The 17,824-nt window shown below is 72.2% G+C and carries 18 protein-coding genes and 1 riboswitch; of the genes, 5 read left to right on the forward strand and 13 right to left on the reverse strand.

Annotated elements, in window-relative coordinates; translation table 11 throughout:
• Window positions 1-27: 27 nt before the first annotated feature.
• The 9 genes from AVL59_RS33630 to AVL59_RS33670 all read right to left on the reverse strand — a co-directional run bounded on the left by AVL59_RS33630 (window position 28) and on the right by AVL59_RS33670 (window position 7,415).
• On the reverse strand, window positions 28-1,107 hold the full coding sequence (locus AVL59_RS33630; RefSeq protein WP_067312281.1) for a hemolysin family protein: 1,080 nt from the start codon (window positions 1,105-1,107) through the stop codon (window positions 28-30).
• Window positions 1,104-2,438, reverse strand: coding sequence for a hemolysin family protein (locus AVL59_RS33635; protein ID WP_067312283.1), 1,335 nt, complete (start codon window positions 2,436-2,438; stop codon window positions 1,104-1,106). The genes AVL59_RS33630 and AVL59_RS33635 overlap by 4 nt, the downstream gene beginning before the upstream one ends.
• Before the next feature lie 228 nt (window positions 2,439-2,666).
• Window positions 2,667-3,131: a PH domain-containing protein gene (locus AVL59_RS33640; protein WP_067312286.1), complete on the reverse strand. Its 465-nt coding sequence runs from the start codon at window positions 3,129-3,131 to the stop codon at window positions 2,667-2,669.
• 14 nt (window positions 3,132-3,145) lie between these two features.
• Window positions 3,146-4,003: an ATP phosphoribosyltransferase gene (gene hisG, locus AVL59_RS33645; protein ID WP_067312288.1), complete on the reverse strand. Its 858-nt coding sequence runs from the start codon at window positions 4,001-4,003 to the stop codon at window positions 3,146-3,148.
• 51 nt (window positions 4,004-4,054) lie between these two features.
• Window positions 4,055-4,327: a phosphoribosyl-ATP diphosphatase gene (locus tag AVL59_RS33650; protein WP_059248197.1), complete on the reverse strand. Its 273-nt coding sequence runs from the start codon at window positions 4,325-4,327 to the stop codon at window positions 4,055-4,057.
• Window positions 4,328-4,361: 34 nt separating this feature from the next.
• Window positions 4,362-4,847, reverse strand: a complete 486-nt coding sequence (ribH, locus tag AVL59_RS33655; RefSeq protein WP_067312291.1) for a 6,7-dimethyl-8-ribityllumazine synthase — start codon at window positions 4,845-4,847, stop codon at window positions 4,362-4,364.
• Window positions 4,848-4,873: 26 nt separating this feature from the next.
• Entirely contained in the window at window positions 4,874-6,175 is a 1,302-nt protein-coding gene (locus AVL59_RS33660; protein ID WP_067312294.1) for a bifunctional 3,4-dihydroxy-2-butanone-4-phosphate synthase/GTP cyclohydrolase II, read from the reverse strand.
• The gene (locus AVL59_RS33665; RefSeq protein ID WP_067312296.1) at window positions 6,172-6,813 is read right to left on the reverse strand and encodes a nicotinamide mononucleotide transporter family protein; all 642 of its coding nucleotides are present in this window, start codon (window positions 6,811-6,813) and stop codon (window positions 6,172-6,174) included. Before AVL59_RS33665 ends, AVL59_RS33660 begins: the two co-directional genes overlap by 4 nt.
• Window positions 6,810-7,415, reverse strand: a complete 606-nt coding sequence (locus tag AVL59_RS33670; protein WP_067312299.1) for a riboflavin synthase — start codon at window positions 7,413-7,415, stop codon at window positions 6,810-6,812. Before AVL59_RS33670 ends, AVL59_RS33665 begins: the two co-directional genes overlap by 4 nt.
• A gap of 163 nt (window positions 7,416-7,578) precedes the next feature.
• Window positions 7,579-7,709: riboswitch (FMN riboswitch) on the reverse strand.
• Between the two features lie 269 nt (window positions 7,710-7,978).
• On the opposite strand from AVL59_RS33670, the gene AVL59_RS33675 reads away from it, so the two are divergent.
• A complete protein-coding gene (locus AVL59_RS33675) occupies window positions 7,979-8,866 on the forward strand; it encodes an RNA polymerase sigma-70 factor (protein WP_067312301.1) in 888 nt (295 codons plus the stop codon).
• A 97-nt stretch (window positions 8,867-8,963) separates the two neighbouring features.
• The gene (locus tag AVL59_RS33680; protein WP_067312304.1) at window positions 8,964-9,710 is read left to right on the forward strand and encodes an SDR family oxidoreductase; all 747 of its coding nucleotides are present in this window, start codon (window positions 8,964-8,966) and stop codon (window positions 9,708-9,710) included.
• A gap of 87 nt (window positions 9,711-9,797) precedes the next feature.
• Here AVL59_RS33680 and AVL59_RS33685 read toward each other — a convergent pair whose 3' ends face one another.
• Window positions 9,798-11,042, reverse strand: coding sequence for an ROK family transcriptional regulator (locus AVL59_RS33685; RefSeq protein WP_067312307.1), 1,245 nt, complete (start codon window positions 11,040-11,042; stop codon window positions 9,798-9,800).
• Between the two features lie 121 nt (window positions 11,043-11,163).
• Here AVL59_RS33685 and AVL59_RS33690 point away from each other — a divergent pair, with 121 nt between their 5' ends.
• A complete protein-coding gene (locus AVL59_RS33690) occupies window positions 11,164-12,378 on the forward strand; it encodes an MFS transporter (RefSeq protein ID WP_067312310.1) in 1,215 nt (404 codons plus the stop codon).
• On the opposite strand, the gene AVL59_RS33695 is transcribed toward AVL59_RS33690, so the two are convergent.
• Complete coding sequence (locus AVL59_RS33695) at window positions 12,338-12,796, reverse strand: acyl-CoA thioesterase (protein ID WP_067312313.1); 459 nt, start codon at window positions 12,794-12,796, stop codon at window positions 12,338-12,340. The genes AVL59_RS33690 and AVL59_RS33695 overlap by 41 nt on opposite strands.
• Before the next feature lie 105 nt (window positions 12,797-12,901).
• Complete coding sequence (locus tag AVL59_RS33700; protein ID WP_067312316.1) at window positions 12,902-14,158, reverse strand: alginate lyase family protein; 1,257 nt, start codon at window positions 14,156-14,158, stop codon at window positions 12,902-12,904.
• Between the two features lie 132 nt (window positions 14,159-14,290).
• On the opposite strand from AVL59_RS33700, the gene AVL59_RS33705 reads away from it, so the two are divergent.
• Window positions 14,291-15,685 (forward strand): uracil-xanthine permease family protein, encoded by a 1,395-nt coding sequence (locus tag AVL59_RS33705; protein ID WP_067312319.1) that lies wholly within the window; start codon window positions 14,291-14,293, stop codon window positions 15,683-15,685.
• On the opposite strand, the gene AVL59_RS33710 is transcribed toward AVL59_RS33705, so the two are convergent.
• Window positions 15,667-16,779, reverse strand: coding sequence for a glycoside hydrolase family 6 protein (locus AVL59_RS33710; protein WP_067312322.1), 1,113 nt, complete (start codon window positions 16,777-16,779; stop codon window positions 15,667-15,669). The two genes, AVL59_RS33705 and AVL59_RS33710, sit on opposite strands and share 19 nt — an antisense overlap.
• 342 nt (window positions 16,780-17,121) lie before the next feature.
• Between AVL59_RS33710 and AVL59_RS33715 the strand changes: the two genes are divergently transcribed.
• Entirely contained in the window at window positions 17,122-17,808 is a 687-nt protein-coding gene (locus AVL59_RS33715) for a DUF5995 family protein (protein ID WP_067312325.1), read from the forward strand.
• Window positions 17,809-17,824: the final 16 nt, after the last annotated feature.

The raw sequence follows: 17,824 nt of genomic DNA on the forward strand, positions 1-17,824 counted from the left end.
CCCGCGGGTGGGCGACGGGCGCCCCGCCTACGCCATCGCGCCCTCCGGCTCTCCGGTCGACCTGGGCTGCAGGACCTGCGGCGGTGTCTGCCTGTGCGCCGGATCGCGTACCTCGCCGACCAGGAGTTCCAGTACGTCCTCCAGGGCGACCAGACCCAGTACCTTGCCGCTCGCATCCGCGACCTGGGCCAGATGGGTGGCGGCTCGGCGCATGACCGTCAGCGCGTCGTCCAGCGGGAGCTCCGCGCGAAGGGTCGTCATCGGCCGCCACACGTGCTGGGGAACGGCGCGCTGGGAGTCCTCCAGGTCCAGGACGTCCTTGACGTGGACATATCCCATGAAGGCGCCCGTGGCGGCCGCCACCGGGAAGCGGGAGTACCCCGTACGCGCGGTCAGCCGGACGATCTCCCCCGGAGTGACCGACGGAGCCACCGTCACCAGGGACTCGCGTCGCAGCAGGACGTCCGTCACCGGGCGGGAGCCCAGTTCCAGCGCGTCCTCCAGCCGCTCCCGCTCCTCGGGGTCGAGCAGGCCCGCCTGGCCGGAGTCCTCCAGCAGCCGGTTCAGCTGCTCGCTGGTGACGACCGCCTCGACCTCGTCCTTGGGCTCGACGCGGAAGAGCCGCAGGATGGCCTGGGCGCAGGCGCCCAGGGCCACGGTGATCGGCTTGCACAGCCGGGCGAAGTAGACAAGGCCGGGGCTGAGCCACAGCGCGGCCTTCTCCGGGGCCGCCATCGCGAGGTTCTTCGGGACCATCTCGCCGATCACCAGATGGAAGAAGACCACGCCGGCGAGCGCGATCACATAGCCCAGCGGGTGGATCACGCCGTCCGGGAGGCGGACCGCCTCGAACACCGGCTCCAGCAGGTGGGCGACGGTCGGCTCGGCCACCGCGCCGAGCGTCAGCGAGCAGACGGTGATGCCGAACTGCGCGGCGGCCATCATCTGCGGCAGCCGCTCCAGGCCGTAGAGCACCTGGCGGGCCCGGGCGGTGCCGAGCGGTTCGATCTGGCTGCGGCGGACGGAGACGAGCGCGAACTCGGCGCCGACGAAGAAGCCGTTGGCGAGCACCAGCAGCGCCGCGAAGACCAGTTGGAGGACGCTCATCGGACGGCCTCCATGACGCCGGCCGCCGGGGCCGTCCTGACCAGGCGGACCCGTTCGGCGCGGTAGTGGCCGACCTGGCGGACGGACAGCCGCCAGCCGGGCAGTTCCGCACGGTCGCCGGGGGCCGGGATACGGCCGAGCAGATCGGCGACCAGGCCGGCGACGGTCTCGTACGGCCCCTCGGGCACGTCGAGGCCTATGCGCTGCAGGATGTCGACACGGCAGCTGCCGTCCACGTCCCAGGCGGGCCTGCCGTCCTCGGGCGGGGCGGAGGCCAGTTCGGGCACGTCCTGCCCGTCGTGCTCGTCACGGACCTCGCCGACGAGTTCCTCGACGATGTCCTCCAGCGTGACCACGCCTGCCGTGCCGCCGTACTCGTCGACGACGACCGCGATGGGCTGCTCGCTGCGCAGCCGGGCGAGCAGAGGCTGGACCGGCAGGGTCTCGGGGACCAGCAGCGCCTTGCGGGCGATGTGGCCGACCGGGGTGCGCAGCCGGTCGTACGAGGGGACCGCGAGCGCGTCCTTGAGGTGGGCCATGCCGACGATTTCGTCGATCTTCTCCCGGTAGACGGGGAAGCGGGACAGGCCGGTGGCCCGGGTGAGGTTGACCACGTCCTCGGCGGTCGCCGAGTCCTGGAGGGCGCTGACCTTCACGCGCGGGGTCATGACGTGCTGCGCGGTCAGGTCGCCCAGGGACAGGGTGCGCACGAACAGGTCGGCCGTGTCCTGTTCCAGGGCGCCGGCCCGGGCCGAGTGACGGGCGAGGGACACCAGTTCGCCCGGGGTGCGGGCGGAGGCCAGCTCCTCGGCAGGCTCGACGCCGAGCGCGCGCACCAGCCGGTTGGCGACCGTGTTGAGCACGGAGATCACCGGGCGGAACAGGCGGGAGAAGTGGTGCTGCGGGCCGGCCACGAACCGGGCGACCTGCAGGGGCTTGGAGACCGCCCAGTTCTTGGGCACGAGTTCGCCGATCACCATCTGGATCGCGGAGGCGAGCAGCATGCCGACGACCACGGCGACACCGGAGGCAGCGCCGTCCGGGATGCCGAGCGCGCCGAACGGACCGCGCAGCAGCTCGGCCAGCGCCGGCTCGGCGAGCATGCCGACGACGAGGGAGGTGATGGTGATGCCGAGCTGGGTGCCGGAGAGCTGGAAGGAGAGTTCCTTCAGTGATTCGACGACCGAACCGGCACGTCGGTCACCCTCGGCGGCGGCCTTCTCGGCGTCCGGGCGCTCGACCGTCACCAGGCCGAACTCCGCCGCCACGAAGAAACCGTTGGCGAGAATCAGCAGGAACGCGGCTCCGAGGAGCAACAGGGGGAGGTTCATGGTGCCACCGCCTCCGCAAGGACGCGGACCGGGTCCGCGCTATGTCGGGAGGGGGCGGCGCAGGTACTACAGGACGATCCGTCCATCGCCGGAGGGGGTCACTCCTCGGGTAGCAGGAACCCCTGTGCACCGGGCGTGGTACGACAGGGGCGGAGGCGCAAACGAAAACGCCTCCGCCACCAGATTAATCAAGACTGGGGCGTGTGCGGCAGGGTGGACGCCCCCGAGTCAGCCCTGATCTTGCGCCTCGGGGGCCGCCGAGTGGGCCTCGGCGAGCGCCCGGAGGGCCTGTGCGTCGGCTATGGCGCGCTGCTTGGCGATGCCCGGCTGGATGCCGAGCGCGGGCAGGCTGGTGCCGTCGCTGAGGTTGAGAAACACCCAGGGGTCGCCCGGACGGAGGTTCACCTGGAGGATCTCCTCCCACGCCAGGCGCCGCCTGGTGACGATGTTCACGACGGTGACGCCGGACTCGTCGGCGACGACCTTCACCCGGGCGAGCTGGGCGAGCACCCAGAAGATGAGCGCCCCGGTGATGACGAAGGTGAGCCGATCCCCCGGGCCGAGCTGCTCCAGCAGCATCGCGATGCCGGATATCACCAGGAATATGGCGACACCGGCGGTGAGCAGGACGGCTCGGGTGTGTCCCGGCCGGAAGGTGACGGGCAGGGTCGGCGGAGCGTACTTGTCGGACACGGTCGTACGGCCCCTCACAGACGGCAGGCGTGGATGGCCGTGGTGAGGATGGCCCTGGCCCCGATCTCGTAGAGGTCGTCCATGATCCGCTGGGCCTCCTTGGCCGGGACCATGGCGCGGACGGCGACCCAGCCCTCGTTGTGCAGCGGTGAGACGGTCGGCGACTCCAGACCCGGGGTCAGGGCGACGGCCTTCTCCAGCTGCTCGACCCGGCAGTCGTAGTCCATCATCACGTACGTCCGCGCGACCAGGACGCCCTGCAGGCGGCGCAGGAACTGCTGGACCTTGGGCTCCGCAGCCTCGTCGGCGTCCGCGCCCACACGGCGGATGACAACGGCCTCGGACTTCATGATCGGCTCGCCGAAGACCTCCAGGCCCGCGTTGCGCAGCGAGGTGCCGGTCTCGACCACGTCGGCGATGACCTCGGCGACGCCCAGCTCGATCGCGGTCTCGACGGCGCCGTCGAGGTGGACGACGGAGGCGTCGATGCCGCTCTCGGTGAGGTGCCCGGCGACGATGCCCTCGTAGGAGGTGGCGACCGTCTTGCCCTTGAGGTCCTCGACGCCGTGTGCGGTGCCCGGCTTGGCGGCGAAGTGGAAGGTGGAGCGGGCGAAGCCGAGCGGCAGGATCTCCTCGGCGTCGGCTCCGGAGTCGACAAGGAGGTCACGGCCGGTGATGCCGATGTCGAGTCGGCCGGAGGAGACGTAGATGGCGATGTCGCGCGGGCGGAGGTAGAAGAACTCGACCTCGTTCACCGGGTCGACGATCCGCAGTTCCTTGGACTCGCGGCGCTGCCGGTAGCCGGCCTCATGCAGCATCTCCGCCGCAGGGCCGGACAGGGAACCCTTGTTGGGGACGGCGATGCGCAGCATGAGGTCGGCTTCCTTCGCGTTCGGTGGATGTGGTGGTGGAGCAGGTGGGGTTCACAGGTGGGCGTAGACGTCGTCCAGGGAGATCCCTCGGGCGACCATCATCACCTGGACGTGGTACAGCAGCTGCGAGATCTCCTCGGCGGCCGCCTCCTTGCCCTCGTACTCGGCGGCCATCCAGACCTCCGCGGCCTCCTCGACGACCTTCTTGCCGATGGCATGGACACCCTTGCCGACCAGCTCTGCGGTGCGGGAGGTGGCGGGATCGCCGTGGGCGGCCTTGTGCTGCAGCTCGGTGAAGAGCTGCTCGAACGTCTTCTTGGACATGGTGGGCCCCACCCTACGCGCTCCGGGTGATACCTCAGTGCCAGGGTTCAGATACTGAGCGGAGCGTGGCCGCCGTCGCCACCGCCGCCGTCACCGCCTCGTGCCCCTTGTCCTCGTTGGAGCCTTCCAGCCCGGCCCGGTCCAGGGCCTGCTCCTCGGTGTCGCAGGTGAGCACGCCGAAGCCGACGGGCACACCGGTCTCCACGGAGACCTGGGTGAGGCCCAGGGTGACGCCCTGGCACACGTAGTCGAAGTGGGGGGTACCGCCGCGGATGACGACACCGAGGGCGACCACCGCGTCGTAGCCGCGTCCGGCCAGGGCCTTGGCGGCGACCGGCAGCTCGAAGCTGCCGGGGACCCGGATCAGGGTCGGCTCGTCGATCCCCAGTTCGTGCAGGGCGCGCAGGGCGCCGTTCACCAGACCGTCCATCACCTTCTCGTGCCACTGCGCCGCGATGACGGCGACCCTGAGATCGCTCACGTTGCGTACGGACAGTTCCGGTGCACCCTTGCCGCTCACGTCTCTCCTACCTAAGTGCTCTTCGCTTACTGGTTGCCGCAGGCGGCCGCGGAGGCCGCGCCGGCAGGCGTGTCCAGCCAGGGCAGGTCGTGCCCCATCCGGTCACGCTTGGTGCGCAGGTAGCGCAGGTTGTGCTCGCCGGCCTGGATCGGCATCGGCTCGCGGCCGGTGACCTTCAGGCCGTGGCGCAACAGCGCGTCGGTCTTGTCGGGGTTGTTGGTCATCAGGCGGACGCTGCGGACACCGAGGTCGGCGAGGATCCGGGCGCCCGCGCCGTAGTCGCGGGCGTCGGCGGGCAGGCCGAGTTCGAGGTTGGCGTCCAGGGTGTCGCGGCCCTGTTCCTGAAGCTCGTAGGCGCGCAGCTTGGACAGCAGTCCGATGCCGCGTCCCTCATGTCCGCGCAGGTAGACGACGATTCCCCGGCCCTCCTCCTGGATGCGCCCGAGAGCGGTGTCCAGCTGGGGACCGCAGTCGCAGCGCAGGGAGGCGAAGACGTCGCCGGTGAGGCACTCGGAGTGGACGCGGACCAGGACGTCCTCGCCGTCGCCGATCTCGCCGTGGACGAGGGCGACGTGCTCGACGCCGTCGACGGTGGACCGGTAGCCGTAGGCGGTGAAGACGCCGTGCGCCGTGGGCAGGCGGGTCTCGGCCTCGCGGCGGACGGTGGGCTCGCTGCTGCGGCGGTAGGCGATCAGGTCCTCGATGGAGATGATCGTGAGGCCGTGCTTGCGGGCGAACGGGATCAGTTCGGGCAGGCGCAGCATGCGGCCGTCCTCGCCGGCGATCTCCACGATGGCGCCGGCCGGGCGCAGGCCCGCGAGCCGGGCGAGGTCGACGGCGGCCTCGGTGTGGCCGTTGCGCACCAGGACACCGCCGGGCCTGGCGCGCAGCGGGAAGATGTGGCCGGGGCGGACGAAGTCGCCGGCCTCGGCCGTGCCGCCCGCCAGCAGCCGGAGCGTGGTGGAGCGGTCGGAGGCCGAGATACCGGTGCTCACGCCGTGCGCGGCGGAGGCGTCCACGGAGACGGTGAACGCCGTCTTCATCGACTCGGTGTTGTCCTCGACCATCTGCGGCAGCCGCAGCCGGTCCAGCTCGTCACCCTCCATGGGGGCGCAGATCAGGCCCCGGCACTCGCTCATCATGAAGGCGACGATCTCGGGGGTCGCCTTCTCGGCGGCGACGACGAGGTCGCCCTCGTTCTCCCGGTCCTCGTCGTCGACGACCACGACCGGGCGGCCGGCCGCGATGTCGGCGATGGCCTGTTCGACGGGGTCGAGCCTGAAGTCCTCGAAGCTGTCGGTGCGATGGAGCAGGGATGCCGAGGTCATGCCGGCGCTCCTTCCAGAACGGGCTGCGGGCTCTTGCGGGAGCGCAGCCACCAGTCGCGCATGCCCCACAGGACGAGTGCGCCGTAGATGACGTAGACGAAACCGGAGAAGGCGTAGCCGTTGGCGAAGTTGAGGGGTACGCCGACGAAGTCGACGAGCAGCCAGGCGAACCAGAACTCGACCATGCCCTTGGCCTGGGCGTACATGGCGACGATGGTGCCGACGAAGATGTACGCGTCCGGCCAGGGGTCCCAGGACAGGGACGGGTAGGCCTTGAAGAGCAGTGCCACGGCGACCGTGCCGACGGCGGCCGCGGCGACCATGGCGCCGCGCTCGGTCCAGGTGGCGAACCGGGGGGCGATGTGGCCGTCCGTGGCCTTGCCCCTGCCGCGGTTCCACTGCCAGAAGCCGTAGGCGGCGACGGCCATGACGACGACCTGCTTGCCCGCGCTGCCGGTCAGGTGGTCGACGAAGGCGGCGAAGAGGATCAGGCCGGAGACGAACTGCACCGGCCAGGTCCACAGGGAGCGCTGCCAGCCGAGGGCGAGGGCGGCGAGGCCGAAGATGTTGCCGATCATGTCCGACCACAGGATGTGCTGGCCGAAGAGCGTGAACGCCTCGGAGTTCAGCCAGTTCACTTGCCGGCCCCCTGACCGGCCGCGAGCAGCCGCTCCACGTACTTGGCGATGACGTCGACCTCGAGGTTGACCGGGTCGCCGGGCTGCTTGTGGCCGAGCGTGGTCAGGTCGAGGGTGGTCGGGATGAGGCTGACCGTGAAGAAGTCCGGGCCGGCCTCGACGACGGTGAGGCTGATGCCGTCGACGGTGACGGAGCCCTTCTCGACGACGTAGCGGGCGAGGTCCGCGGGCAGCGAGATCTTGACGATCTCCCAGTTCTCGGAGGGCGTGCGCGCCAGGACCTGCCCGGTGCCGTCGACGTGTCCCTGCACGATGTGCCCGCCGAGGCGCGCGCCCACGGCGGTGGGGCGCTCCAGGTTGACGCGGGAGCCGACGGTGAGCACGCCGAGGCTGGAACGCTTCAGCGTCTCGGCCATGACGTCCGCGGTGAACTCGTCGCCCTCGTGGTCCACGACGGTGAGACAGACTCCGTTGACGGCGATGGAGTCGCCGTGCTGGGCGCCCTCGGTCACGACGGGGCCGCGGAGCCGGAAACGGGACGCGTCGCCGAGGTTCTCGACGGCGGTGACCTCACCCAGCTCTTCGACGATTCCGGTGAACACTTCCCGGGTCCTCCTGCCTCATTCGGGCACGGACTCCGGGGCCTGTCGATGACGACAGAATGGACGGATGAGCAACACCGTGAGTTTCGCCGACGCCGAAAAGGACCCGTCCGCGTGCGGACGAGCCCAGAGACGGCGACGCGCATGGGTGCATGCTCGTCCGCCGCGCACTGCCTCCCATCCGGACTTTAACCGTCGGTCCAGGAATTTCACCTGGTCAACCGGCCGCTGGAAGCGACCGGGTCGCGGACTATAACCGCCGGTTCGGACTTTCACCGACCCCGGAGTGCGCTGCTTCTGGTACAGGGCCAGTGTGCCACGCCGGGTGGTCGTCCAGACAGGCGAAGCATGTGGGCTCCCTCACAGTGCGTGTCGCTGGACTTGCGCGCAGGAATCGCGCCGGTCAACTACCGTCCGGGCACCACGGGTTGACCTTGGTCCGGACCCATTGACCACACTGGTCTAGTCCTTTTAGGGTTCGGGCGGGCCCGGTGGCGGTGACGACGGCCCTTGCCCGCCGCCGGGCCGTCAGAGCGTCGGCAGGGCTCTGGCAGGGTGAGCCCATGACGACGCCTGAGCCCGCCCACGAGTTCGAGTCCCACCGCCCCCGGCTGTTCGGCCTGGCCTACCGTCTGCTCGGCTCCGCGCAGGAGGCCGAGGACACGGTGCAGGACGCGTATCTGCGGTTCAGCGGCGCCGACCGCGCGGGCATCGAGCACCTGGGGGCTTGGCTCGCCCGGACCGTCACCAACCTGTGCCTGAACCGGCTGACCTCGGCCCGGGCGCGCCGTGAGGAGTACGTCGGGGAGTGGCTGCCGGAGCCGGTGGTCACCTCCGACGGGACGCTCGGACCGCTCGAGTCGGCACAGGCGCGCGAGCAGGTCTCGATGGCGATGCTGGTGCTGCTGGAGCGGCTGACGCCCACCGAGCGCGCGGTGTACGTGCTGCGCGAGGCGTTCGGGTACGGCCACCGGGAGATCTCGGGCGTCCTGGACCTGAGCGAGGCCAACTGCCGACAGCTGTACCGGCGGGCGGTGGGCCGGGTGGCCGTGGCGAAGACCCGGTTCGAGCCCGCCCCCGAGCGACGCGAGGAGCTGGTCGCGTCGTTCATCACGGCGGCCCGGGAAGGCGATCTCGCCGGCCTGGAGAAGCTGCTCGCGGCGGACGTGACCTGGTGGAGCGACGGCGGCGGCAAGGTCACGGCGGCCCTGCGGCCGATCGAGGGCCGGGAGAAGGTCGCCCGCTTCGCGGCGGGCGCCGCGCAGCGCTTCGCCGTGGGCCTGGAGTACACGGTGGTGGAGGTCAACGGCGCGAGCGGGGTGGCCTCGTGGGCGGGCGACACGCTGGTCGGGGTCGTCGGGTTCGAGCTGGTGGACGGGCTGGTCGCGTGCGTGTGGGCCGTGATGAACCCGGACAAGCTGGACCATGCGCGGCGGCGGCTGAGCCGCTGATGGCCGGGGCCTGTCACATCTCACGGGGCTGCGCGGTCTCAGCTGACGAAGGGCGCTCCGACCGGGGCGTCCCGGAGTCCGGAGGGACGGAGACAGCATGACCACGATCCTGGTGACCGGCGGGACCGGAACGCTCGGACGGCTCGTCACCGAGCGGCTGCGGGCGGACGGGCACGAGGTGCGGGTGCTCAGCCGGCACGCGCAGCCGTACGCCGTCGACCTGCGCGAGGGCGGACCCGCCCTGGACACGGCCCTCGCGGGTGTCGAGACCGTCGTGCACTGTGCGAGCAGTACGCGGGGCGGGGACGAGGCGGCGGCGGACCATCTGATCGCGGCGGCGCGGCGGGCCGGGGTGCGCCATCTGGTGTACATCTCCATCGTCGGCGTCGACCGGGTGCCGTTCGGTTACTACAGATCGAAGCTCGCGGTGGAGCGCCGGATCGAGGAGTCGGGGCTCGGCTGGACCGTGCTGCGGGCGACGCAGTTCCACGACCTGCTGGTGACGCTGTTCCAAGGGCTCGCCAAGCCGCCCGTCGTGCTGGTCCCGGCCGGGGTGCCGGACCAGCCGGTGGAGGTGGCCGAAGTCGCGGACCGCCTGGCCGAGTTGGCCGTGGGGGCACCGGCCGGACGGGTGCCGGACATGGCCGGTCCGGAGGTGCGCTCGTTCGACTCGCTGGCCCGTGCCTACCTCCGGGCGACCGGGCGCCGCCGGGCCGTGGCGAACGTACCGCTTTTCGGGAAGACGTACCGCGCCTTCCGCGCGGGCGGGCATCTGGCCCCGGACGAGGCGGTGGGCAAGGGGACCTTCGAGGACCACCTGGCGCGGCGGTTCGGGCAGGGCTGAGCACGGTGCGGGGCGTGCGGTGCGGCCGGTCGCCGGCGACGGCGCCGGCCCGCCGTCCCGCACGCGGCTTTCCGCGGGGCGAGCCGCTTACGTCCGCGAGGATGCGCCCTGGCGCTCGGGCGGCGCGAACAGCTCGTCCTGTGCCCGCTCCCGGGCCGTCAGCAGGGCTCCGCGCAGCACGGCGGTCCCGCCGAGGGAGCTCGGCCGCACCTCGGTGGGCAGGGGCGACACCCGGCACAGCCGCTCCTCGACCAGTCCCGCGAGCACCGCTCCCCCGGCCTGGCCGACCTCCCCGCCGAGCACCACGCATCCGGGGTCCAGGACGGCGACGACGGAAGCGGCCCCGACGGCGACCCGGTCGGCCAGTTCCTGGAGGAAGCGGTGGGCGGGGGGAGTCGCTGCCGGCACGGTGGCCGCAGCCGGCTCCCGCGACATCTCCGCCACGGCGTCCCGCACCACCTCGGCCGCCCCCGGCCCGTCCGTCGCATCCGGCACGGGCAGGCCGCACTCCGCCGCGAGGGAGACGATCGCCGCCGCCCCCGTCAGCGAGTGGAAGCCGCCGTCGCAGTCCGTCGCCGAGGGCAGGGACGTCGTTCCCGGCACCGGCAGGAAGCCGATCTCGCCCGTGCCGCCGGAGGCGCCGCGGCGCAGGGTGCCGTCCAGGACGACGGCTGCGCCGACGCCGTGGCCCAGCCAGAGCAGGACGAAGGTGTCCCGGTCGCGGGCCGCGCCCTCGCGCTGCTCGGCCACCGCGGCCAGGTTGGTCTCGTTCTCCACGGTGACCCGGGCCTCGGGCAGCCGTTCCTGCAGGGCCGCGGCGAGGCGGCGGTGCCAGGCGGGCAGGCCGCCGGAGTCGCGGAGGTCGCCGGTGGCCGGGTCGATCAGGCCCGGCGCTCCGATGCCGACCGTGTGCAGCCGGTCCGCACCGGCCTCCTTCGCGGTCCGCTCCACCGCCGTCACCGCCTGCTCCACGGCGGGCCCGGTCCCGGTGTCGCCGCCGATCGGCACGGACGCCTCGGCGAGCACCCGCCCGACCAGGTCCGAGACCAGCACGAAGACTCCCCCGGTGCGGACGTCGAGCGCGGCCAGGTGGGCACGGCCGGCGACGATGCCGTACAGCCGGGCGTTCGGCCCCCGGCGCTGTTCGCCGGACTCCCCGACCACCGTGATCAGTCCGGAGGCGGTGAGCCGTTCGACGAGGTCCGCGACGGTCGGCCGGGACAGTCCGGTCAGCTGCTTCAACTGCCCTGCCGTCAGCGGGCCCTCCTGCTGCAGCAGCCGCAGGGCGAGCCGGTCGTTGATGGCCCGGGCGGTGCTCGGTGATGCGGGCATGTCGCGAATCCTCCCAGATGCCGGCGGCCGTAATACTCCCTATCTATCAGGCAGGGTCCCTGATAGTTTACGGCGGTGCCACGAGGCGGCGGCGGGGAACTTTTCGGGGAGGGGCTGGAACATGAGTGACGTGGGTTGCGCGCGCGACGACGTCAGGCGCGCCCGGTACGCCGTGGCGGCCGTGTTCGCCGTGCACGGCGCCGTGACGGGCTCCTTCGCGACCCGCGTGCCGTGGATCCAGGACCACGCCTCGCTCGGCGCGGGGCAGCTCGGGTTCACCCTGGCGTTCACGGCGTTCGGCGCCTCGTGCGCGATGCCGCTGGCGGGCCGGATCACTCATCGCTTCGGCAGCCGTACGGCCCTGCGCGGGCTGCTCGCGCTGTGGACGCTCTCGCTGGTCCTGCCGTCCCTCGCGCCGAACCTGTACACGCTGTGCCTGGCGATGTTCGCCTACGGCGCGACCTCCGGCATGTCCGATGTGGCGATGAACGCGCTGGGTGTCGAGGTCGAGCGGCGGCTCGGGAAGTCGATCATGTCGGGTCTGCACGGCATGTGGAGCGCGGGCGCGCTCACCGGCTCGGCGGCGGGCACACTCGCCGCCCACCTCGGCTCGGACGCGCGCGTGCACCACGCGCTCGCGGCGGCGACCCTCACCCTGCTCGGCCTACTGGCCTGCGGCTGGGTGCTCGACATGCAGCCCGCCGAGGACGAGGAGCCCCCGCCGCGGTTCGCGCTGCCGCCCCGCTCGGCCCTGCTGATCGGTGCGGTCGGCTTCTGCGCGGTGTTCGCGGAGGGGGCGAGCCTCGACTGGTCCGCGGTGTTCCTGCGGGACCGGCTGGACAGCTCGGCCGGCCTGGCGGCCGCGTGCACGACCGGGTTCATGCTGACCATGGCGGTGGCCCGGATCGCCGGGGACGCGGCGGTCGATCGCCATGGCGCGGTCCGCACCGTCCGGGCCGGTGGGGTGCTCGCCGCGCTGGGCGGCCTGCTGGTGGTCGTCGCGGGGCATCCGGCGGTGGCGATGGCCGGGTTCGCGCTGATGGGGCTCGGGATCGCGGTCGTCGTACCGCTGTGCTTCGCGGCGGCCGGACACGCCGGGCCCCACCCCAGTCAGGCCATAGCGGGCGTGGCGACGATCACCTACACCTCGGGACTGATCGCGCCGAGCCTGATCGGCGGGGTCGCCCAGGCGACCAGCCTGACGGTCTCGTTCTGCGTGGTGACCACGCTGGCGGCCGGGCTCGTCGTGTGCGCGGGGGTGCTGCGCACCGCCGGGCGCGGCGGCCGGACGGAGGTCAGCCGGCAGGCCGCAGCAGTTCCCGGCCCGCGGCCCTGAAGGCATCGCTCCACGGTGCGGGGCGCATGGTCGTCGCGTCCAGCCGGACCAGGACCCGGCTGCCCCGCGCGTAGGTCCGCGTCCCGTCGGCCGAGCAGAAGCGGAAGCCGTAGGTGAGACCGGTGGTGCCGAGCCGCTCCAGCCAGAGGTGGACGGCGTAGGTGCCCGGGCTGGTCACCGGCGCCTCGTAGCCGATGCGCAGTTCGCGGACCGCGTTGCAGGCGTCACCGGCGGCCGCCCAGTCGCCGTCGAAGCGGACGCCGTGCTCGCTCCACAGCTCGGTCCAGGCGCGCTCCACCATCAACGGGTAGCGGGCGTTGTGGAGCAGTCCGAGCGCGTCCAGGTCGTCGAAGTGGACGGTGACGGGGATCAGCCGGCCATGGGCGACGGCGGGGGCGATCGGGGCTTCGGCGGTCACGGGAGGTGCTCCTGGGCGACGAGGTACGGGGCCGATGGGGACACCTACATACTAAGCGACCGCTCAGGATCCCCGGCCGGGAAGCCCCCCCATGGTCAGGCCCGGTCAGCCAGCTATGGAGTCCAGCTGCTCGGCGGCGGGCCTGAGTGCCCACAGGTCACCGCCGGGAGGCGCCTGGAGCTCGGGCACGGCCGACTCGGCCGCCGCGTCACCGGCGTCCGCCGCCGCGTGCACGACGTCAGCCGCCGCGTACCGGTGGAACTCCAGCTCGGGGTGCGGCCAGGCGGCGGCACCGGTCGCGGCCGGGAGCAGGTAGTCCACCGCCTTGAACAGGCTCTGCCCGTCCGGCCCGCGATAGGACCAGAGGTTCACGCCCACGTGCCGTCCGATGGCGGCGAGCCGGGTGTAGGCGACGAGGTCGAAGGTCGAGTAGTGCCAGCTGCGGGTGCGGGCGAGCTCCTGCGGCTGGCCGCCGTCGGCGGCGATCTGCGGGTCGATCCGCCTGGCGCGCGCGGCGAGCACGGTCCGCCGGGCCAGGTCCGTGTCCCCGGTGGCGTAGGCGAGGGCGGCGAGCTGCATGTCGTAGAAGGTGCCGTGGTTGTTGGCGGCCGCCCCCTCCTGCTTGCCGAAGTCGCTGCTCTTCAGCCAGCCGAGGAAGTCGGCGTTCCACCTGCCCATCGCGGTGCGGTCCTCGGCGCTCCAGCCGGGGGCCCCGGTGGCGAGGATCGCCTGCGCGTCGAGCACGCTCGTGTAGGACTGCGAGAAGTCGATGATGCCGATGGCCCGGCCGTCGTACCTGCACGGGATGAACTGGGCGTGGTTCAGATCGGGGTTCATCCGGGTGGCCGGGGCGAGGAACCAGGTGCGCAGGATCTGCCCGGCCTTCTCGGCATAGCTCCGCCTGCCGGTGTAGTACCAGGCGAGCGAGAGGTCGTACGCCGAGTCGAACACCTTCTCCGCGTCCTGCCGGTCCGTGCCGCTGTCGACCTCGGGATTGCGCTGCCCGTCACGCTGGACGTAGGGGCAGCCCCAGGGGTTGTCGGCGGTCGGGGCCGTGGTGGGCCACCAGTACGGGGCCTGGCTGAGGTACTCGTGGACGTCACCGCCGGGGGCGGGCTTCGGTTTGTCGACGACCGTCCAGGAGCCCTGGCCGAGCCAGGCGTCGGCGCGGGCGGTCAAGTCCGCGAGGGCGCGCCGGAGTCGGGGGTCACGGTCCAGGCGGGCCCGGGTCCGTTCGAGGCGGGCGCCGTCGAGGACGGCGGTCCGCGGGGTCTTGGGTGCCGCGTGCGCGGAGGGGACGAGCACGGCCGAGAGGCTCACCGCAGCGGCCAGCAGCACGGCCGCACGGGATCTTCCACTCATCAGGCGCTCCGATCGTCGAAAGTCAGGTATGTGAATACAGTTCATGAGTGGGACCGTGCGAGCGTAGAGCGGCGAGGTAGCCGTGACAATGGTTCGGACCGTCTTCACGTACAGAGAAAGCGAAACCCCACCATGGACCTCGGCGTGCGCTGGAAGCTGCACGGTGACGGGCGTACGCCCGCGCCCGGAGCGGTGGTACGCCCCGACGAACGACTCTCCTGGCCGCGCACGGTGGGCCTCGGCGCCCAGCACGTGGTCGCCATGTTCGGAGCATCCTTCGTCGCCCCGGTGTTGATGGGTCTGAACCCCAATCTCGCGATCATGATGTCCGGTGTCGCGACCGTGATCTTCCTGCTCGCCACCCGCGGCCGCGTGCCCAGTTACCTGGGCTGCTCACTGTCCTTCGTCGGGGTGGCCGCCGTCATCCGCGCACAGGGCGGTACGAGCGCCACGGTGACCGGAGCGGTCTTCGTGGTCGGCGTCGCGCTGTTCCTGGTGGGCCTCGCCGTCCAGCGGTTCGGCGCCCGGATCATCCATGCCACCATGCCGCCGATCGTCACCGGCGCGGTGGTCATGCTGATCGGCTTCAACCTGGCCCCGGTGACCGCCTCCACCTACTGGCCGCAGGACCAGTGGACGGCCCTGCTGGTCATGCTCTTCACCGGTCTGGCGGTCGTCTGTCTGCGTGGTTTCTGGTCCCGCATCGCGATCTTCCTCGGCCTGGTCTTCGGGTACGGCATCTCCTGGGCCTTCGACCGGATCTTCGGGAAGATCCACTCCATGAGCCCGGGCGGCCAGGTCACCGACCACTGGCGCCTGGACCTCTCCGGCGTCTCCAAGGCCGAGTGGATCGGGCTGCCCTCCTTCCACGGGCCGTCCTTCCAGTGGTCGGCGATCCTGGTCGCGCTGCCCGTCGTCATCGCCCTGGTCGCGGAGAACGCGGGCCACGTCAAGGCGGTGGGCGAGATGACCGGCCACCGGCTGGACGACAAGCTGGGCACCGCCATCTCCGCGGACGGCATCGGCTCGATGCTGTCGACCGCGGTGGGCGGCCCGCCCAACACCACCTACTCCGAGAACATCGGCGTCATGGCCGCGACCCGCGTCTACTCCACCGCCGCCTACTGGGCCGCGGCCGGCTTCGCGCTGCTCTTCGGCGTCTGCCCCAAGTTCGGCGCCGTGGTGGCCGCGATCCCGGGCGGTGTGCTCGGCGGCATCACCGTGATCCTCTACGGCATGATCGGCCTGCTCGGCGCGCAGATCTGGCTGCACGCCGAGGTGGATCTGCGCAATCCGCTGAACCTGGTCCCGGCCGCCGCCGGCATCATCATCGGCGTCGGCAACGTGAGCATGAAGTTCACCGACACCTTCTCCCTCAGCGGCATCGCCCTCGGCACCCTGGTCGTCATCACCGGCTACCACGCCCTGCGCGCCCTCGCGCCCGCCCATCTCAAGGCACAGGAGCCGCTGCTGGACGAGGGCACGTCCGCCTACGACGACGAGGACGGTCAGCGCGCCAAGTCGTAGGCGTAGGACGGGGTGAACGTGCCGGCCGCGCCCTTGCAGCCGTCCGACTCCCCCGGCAGCTTCACCCACAGGTAGGCGTCGATCCGGTCCTCCCCGGTGTCCAGGGTCGGCGCCCTGCCGATCCTCCGCCCCGCCGGATCGCACCACTGGCCGTCGGGCGGGGCGCCGTTGCCGTTGCGGCTGGTGTCGATCACCGCACCGAGGGACCGCGGCCCGCCGAGGGCGTCGAGCACCTGCCGGTCGTAGGCGATCTCTTCGGCCGTGGGGCGGAAGTTGGAGACGTTGCTGAAGACGCCGTCGAAGGACGCGGCCCCCGCCTCCTTGAGCAGGGCGGCCTGCTTCGCGGCCGGGTTCCAGCCGGAGTGGCCCCCGTCGTAATAGACCCTCGCGCGGGGGTTCGCCGCCTTCAGGGTCCTGCCCGCGCGGGCGAGCGAGGCGAAGCGGGCCGCGCGGTCGGCGTCCGAGAGGCAGTCCGACTGGGCGATCGAGTCCGGCTCCAGGATCACGATCACCTCGCCGGAGCCCAGCCCCCTGGCGAAGGCCTCGATCCAGGCGTCGTAGGCCGCGAGGTCCGGCGCCCCGCCCTGGGACGCGCCGCCGCAGTCGCGGTCCGCGATCACGTACGGCACGAGCACCGGCACCCGCCCCTCGGCCGCCGCGCCCGCGGTGACCGTGCGGACCCGGGCGGCGATGGTGTCCGGGCTGAAGTCCGCGAACCACACCGCGGCCGGCCGGTCGGCGATCCGGGACTCGATGAGGGCGGTGCGCGGGTCGCCGGGGTGGGCGCGGACCCAGTCGATCACCTGGGAGTCGGGGTGGCGGTACAGAAGGGGTGTCACGACGGTGGTCCGTTGCCTCTTCCTCCCGGCGGTACGGGTCGGGACGGCGGTGGGGAGCCGGTGCCTCGGGACGGCCGTGGGAGTCCGCGTGGTCCCCGGCGGGGACGGCGGCGGCGAGGGGACGGCGGGCACGGGCGTCGGCGAGCCGGTCACCTCGGGCCGCCGGGCCTGGTCGGAGCCCCGGCCGTGGTCCAGCGCGGAGATCGTCCCGGTCACGGCGCCGATCACGGTGACCACGGAAGCCGCCGCGACCATCGCCGCGCGCCGCCGGGCCCGCCTGCGCTCGGCCCGGCGCGCGGCAAGGCGCCGGACACGTAAGCCTGACACGGTGTCGCTCCCCCCTGCTTCCCGCACTGCGTCCCCCGCCGCCCCTCGCCCTGCGTCGCCCCCGCCACTCTTCGCCCTGTTCCGCTCCCACCCGCCCGCGCTGTGCCGCTCCCACCCGCCCGCGCTGTGCCACTCCCACCCGCCCGCGCCGTGCCACTCCCACCCGCCCGCCCTGTGCCACTCCCACCCGCCCGCCCTGCGTTCCCCCGTTCCGGCGAAGCCCCGGGCCCGTCGGCACGCCGGTCAGCCTAGGGCTGGGACCCTTCCCCCATGGCGCAGTTGGAACACTTCACCACGCCCGTCGATGCCGTCCTCGCCCGGATGCGCGCCCTCGACGCGGAGTTGCCCGAGCGGGACGGGGTCGCCGTGTTCAACCGTGTCTACCTCACCGTCACCGAGGAGGTGGAACGGAGCCTGGACGCCGGGGAGTTCCCGGATCCGTCGGCGGCGACCGCGCTGGACGTGCGGTTCGCCGAGCGGTATCTGGCGGCGGTCGACGCGGGGGCCGAGGACCGCCGTCCGCCCGCCTGCTGGCGGCCCCTGTTCCAGTTCCGCGGTCATCCCGGGGTACGGCCGCTGCAGTTCGCGCTCGCGGGCATCAACGCGCACATCGGGCACGATCTGGCGCTCGCCGTGGTGGACACCTGTCGTACCCTCGGCTGCGAACCGGCGGACCTGGAGGACGAGTTCGACCGCGTGGGCGATCTCCTCGTCTCGCTGGAGGAGCGCATCCGCGAGGATCTGATGCCGGGTCCCGACCTGCTCCAGATCGCCGACCCGATCACCCATCTGCTCGGCTCCTGGAGCCTGGAGCGGGCGCGGGAGGCGACCTGGGCCGCCGCCAGGGCCCTGTGGGTGCTGCGCCGCTGCGAGGACGTCGCCGAGGACTTCACCGAACGCCTGGACGCGGCGGTGGGCTTCGCGGGCCGCATGCTGCTCACACCGCTGGCCGACTGAACCGCCCCGATCCGGC

Source organism: Streptomyces griseochromogenes (genome assembly GCF_001542625.1).
In the GTDB taxonomy this organism is placed as follows: Bacteria; Actinomycetota; Actinomycetes; order Streptomycetales; family Streptomycetaceae; genus Streptomyces; species Streptomyces griseochromogenes.

Coding starts and splice junctions, on each gene's coding strand:
- AVL59_RS33685 (WP_067312307.1), bottom strand. CDS start 11,042: ATGCCCGCATCACCGAGCACCGCCCGGGCCATCAACGACCGGCTCGCC.
- AVL59_RS33705 (WP_067312319.1), top strand. CDS start 14,291: ATGGACCTCGGCGTGCGCTGGAAGCTGCACGGTGACGGGCGTACGCCC.
- AVL59_RS33660 (WP_067312294.1), bottom strand. CDS start 6,175: ATGACCTCGGCATCCCTGCTCCATCGCACCGACAGCTTCGAGGACTTC.
- AVL59_RS33690 (WP_067312310.1), top strand. CDS start 11,164: ATGAGTGACGTGGGTTGCGCGCGCGACGACGTCAGGCGCGCCCGGTAC.
- AVL59_RS33715 (WP_067312325.1), top strand. CDS start 17,122: ATGGCGCAGTTGGAACACTTCACCACGCCCGTCGATGCCGTCCTCGCC.
- AVL59_RS33630 (WP_067312281.1), bottom strand. CDS start 1,107: ATGAGCGTCCTCCAACTGGTCTTCGCGGCGCTGCTGGTGCTCGCCAAC.
- hisG (WP_067312288.1), bottom strand. CDS start 4,003: ATGCTGCGCATCGCCGTCCCCAACAAGGGTTCCCTGTCCGGCCCTGCG.
- AVL59_RS33680 (WP_067312304.1), top strand. CDS start 8,964: ATGACCACGATCCTGGTGACCGGCGGGACCGGAACGCTCGGACGGCTC.
- AVL59_RS33710 (WP_067312322.1), bottom strand. CDS start 16,779: ATGGTCGCGGCGGCTTCCGTGGTCACCGTGATCGGCGCCGTGACCGGG.
- AVL59_RS33675 (WP_067312301.1), top strand. CDS start 7,979: ATGACGACGCCTGAGCCCGCCCACGAGTTCGAGTCCCACCGCCCCCGG.
- AVL59_RS33650 (WP_059248197.1), bottom strand. CDS start 4,327: ATGTCCAAGAAGACGTTCGAGCAGCTCTTCACCGAGCTGCAGCACAAG.
- AVL59_RS33635 (WP_067312283.1), bottom strand. CDS start 2,438: ATGAACCTCCCCCTGTTGCTCCTCGGAGCCGCGTTCCTGCTGATTCTC.
- AVL59_RS33700 (WP_067312316.1), bottom strand. CDS start 14,158: ATGAGTGGAAGATCCCGTGCGGCCGTGCTGCTGGCCGCTGCGGTGAGC.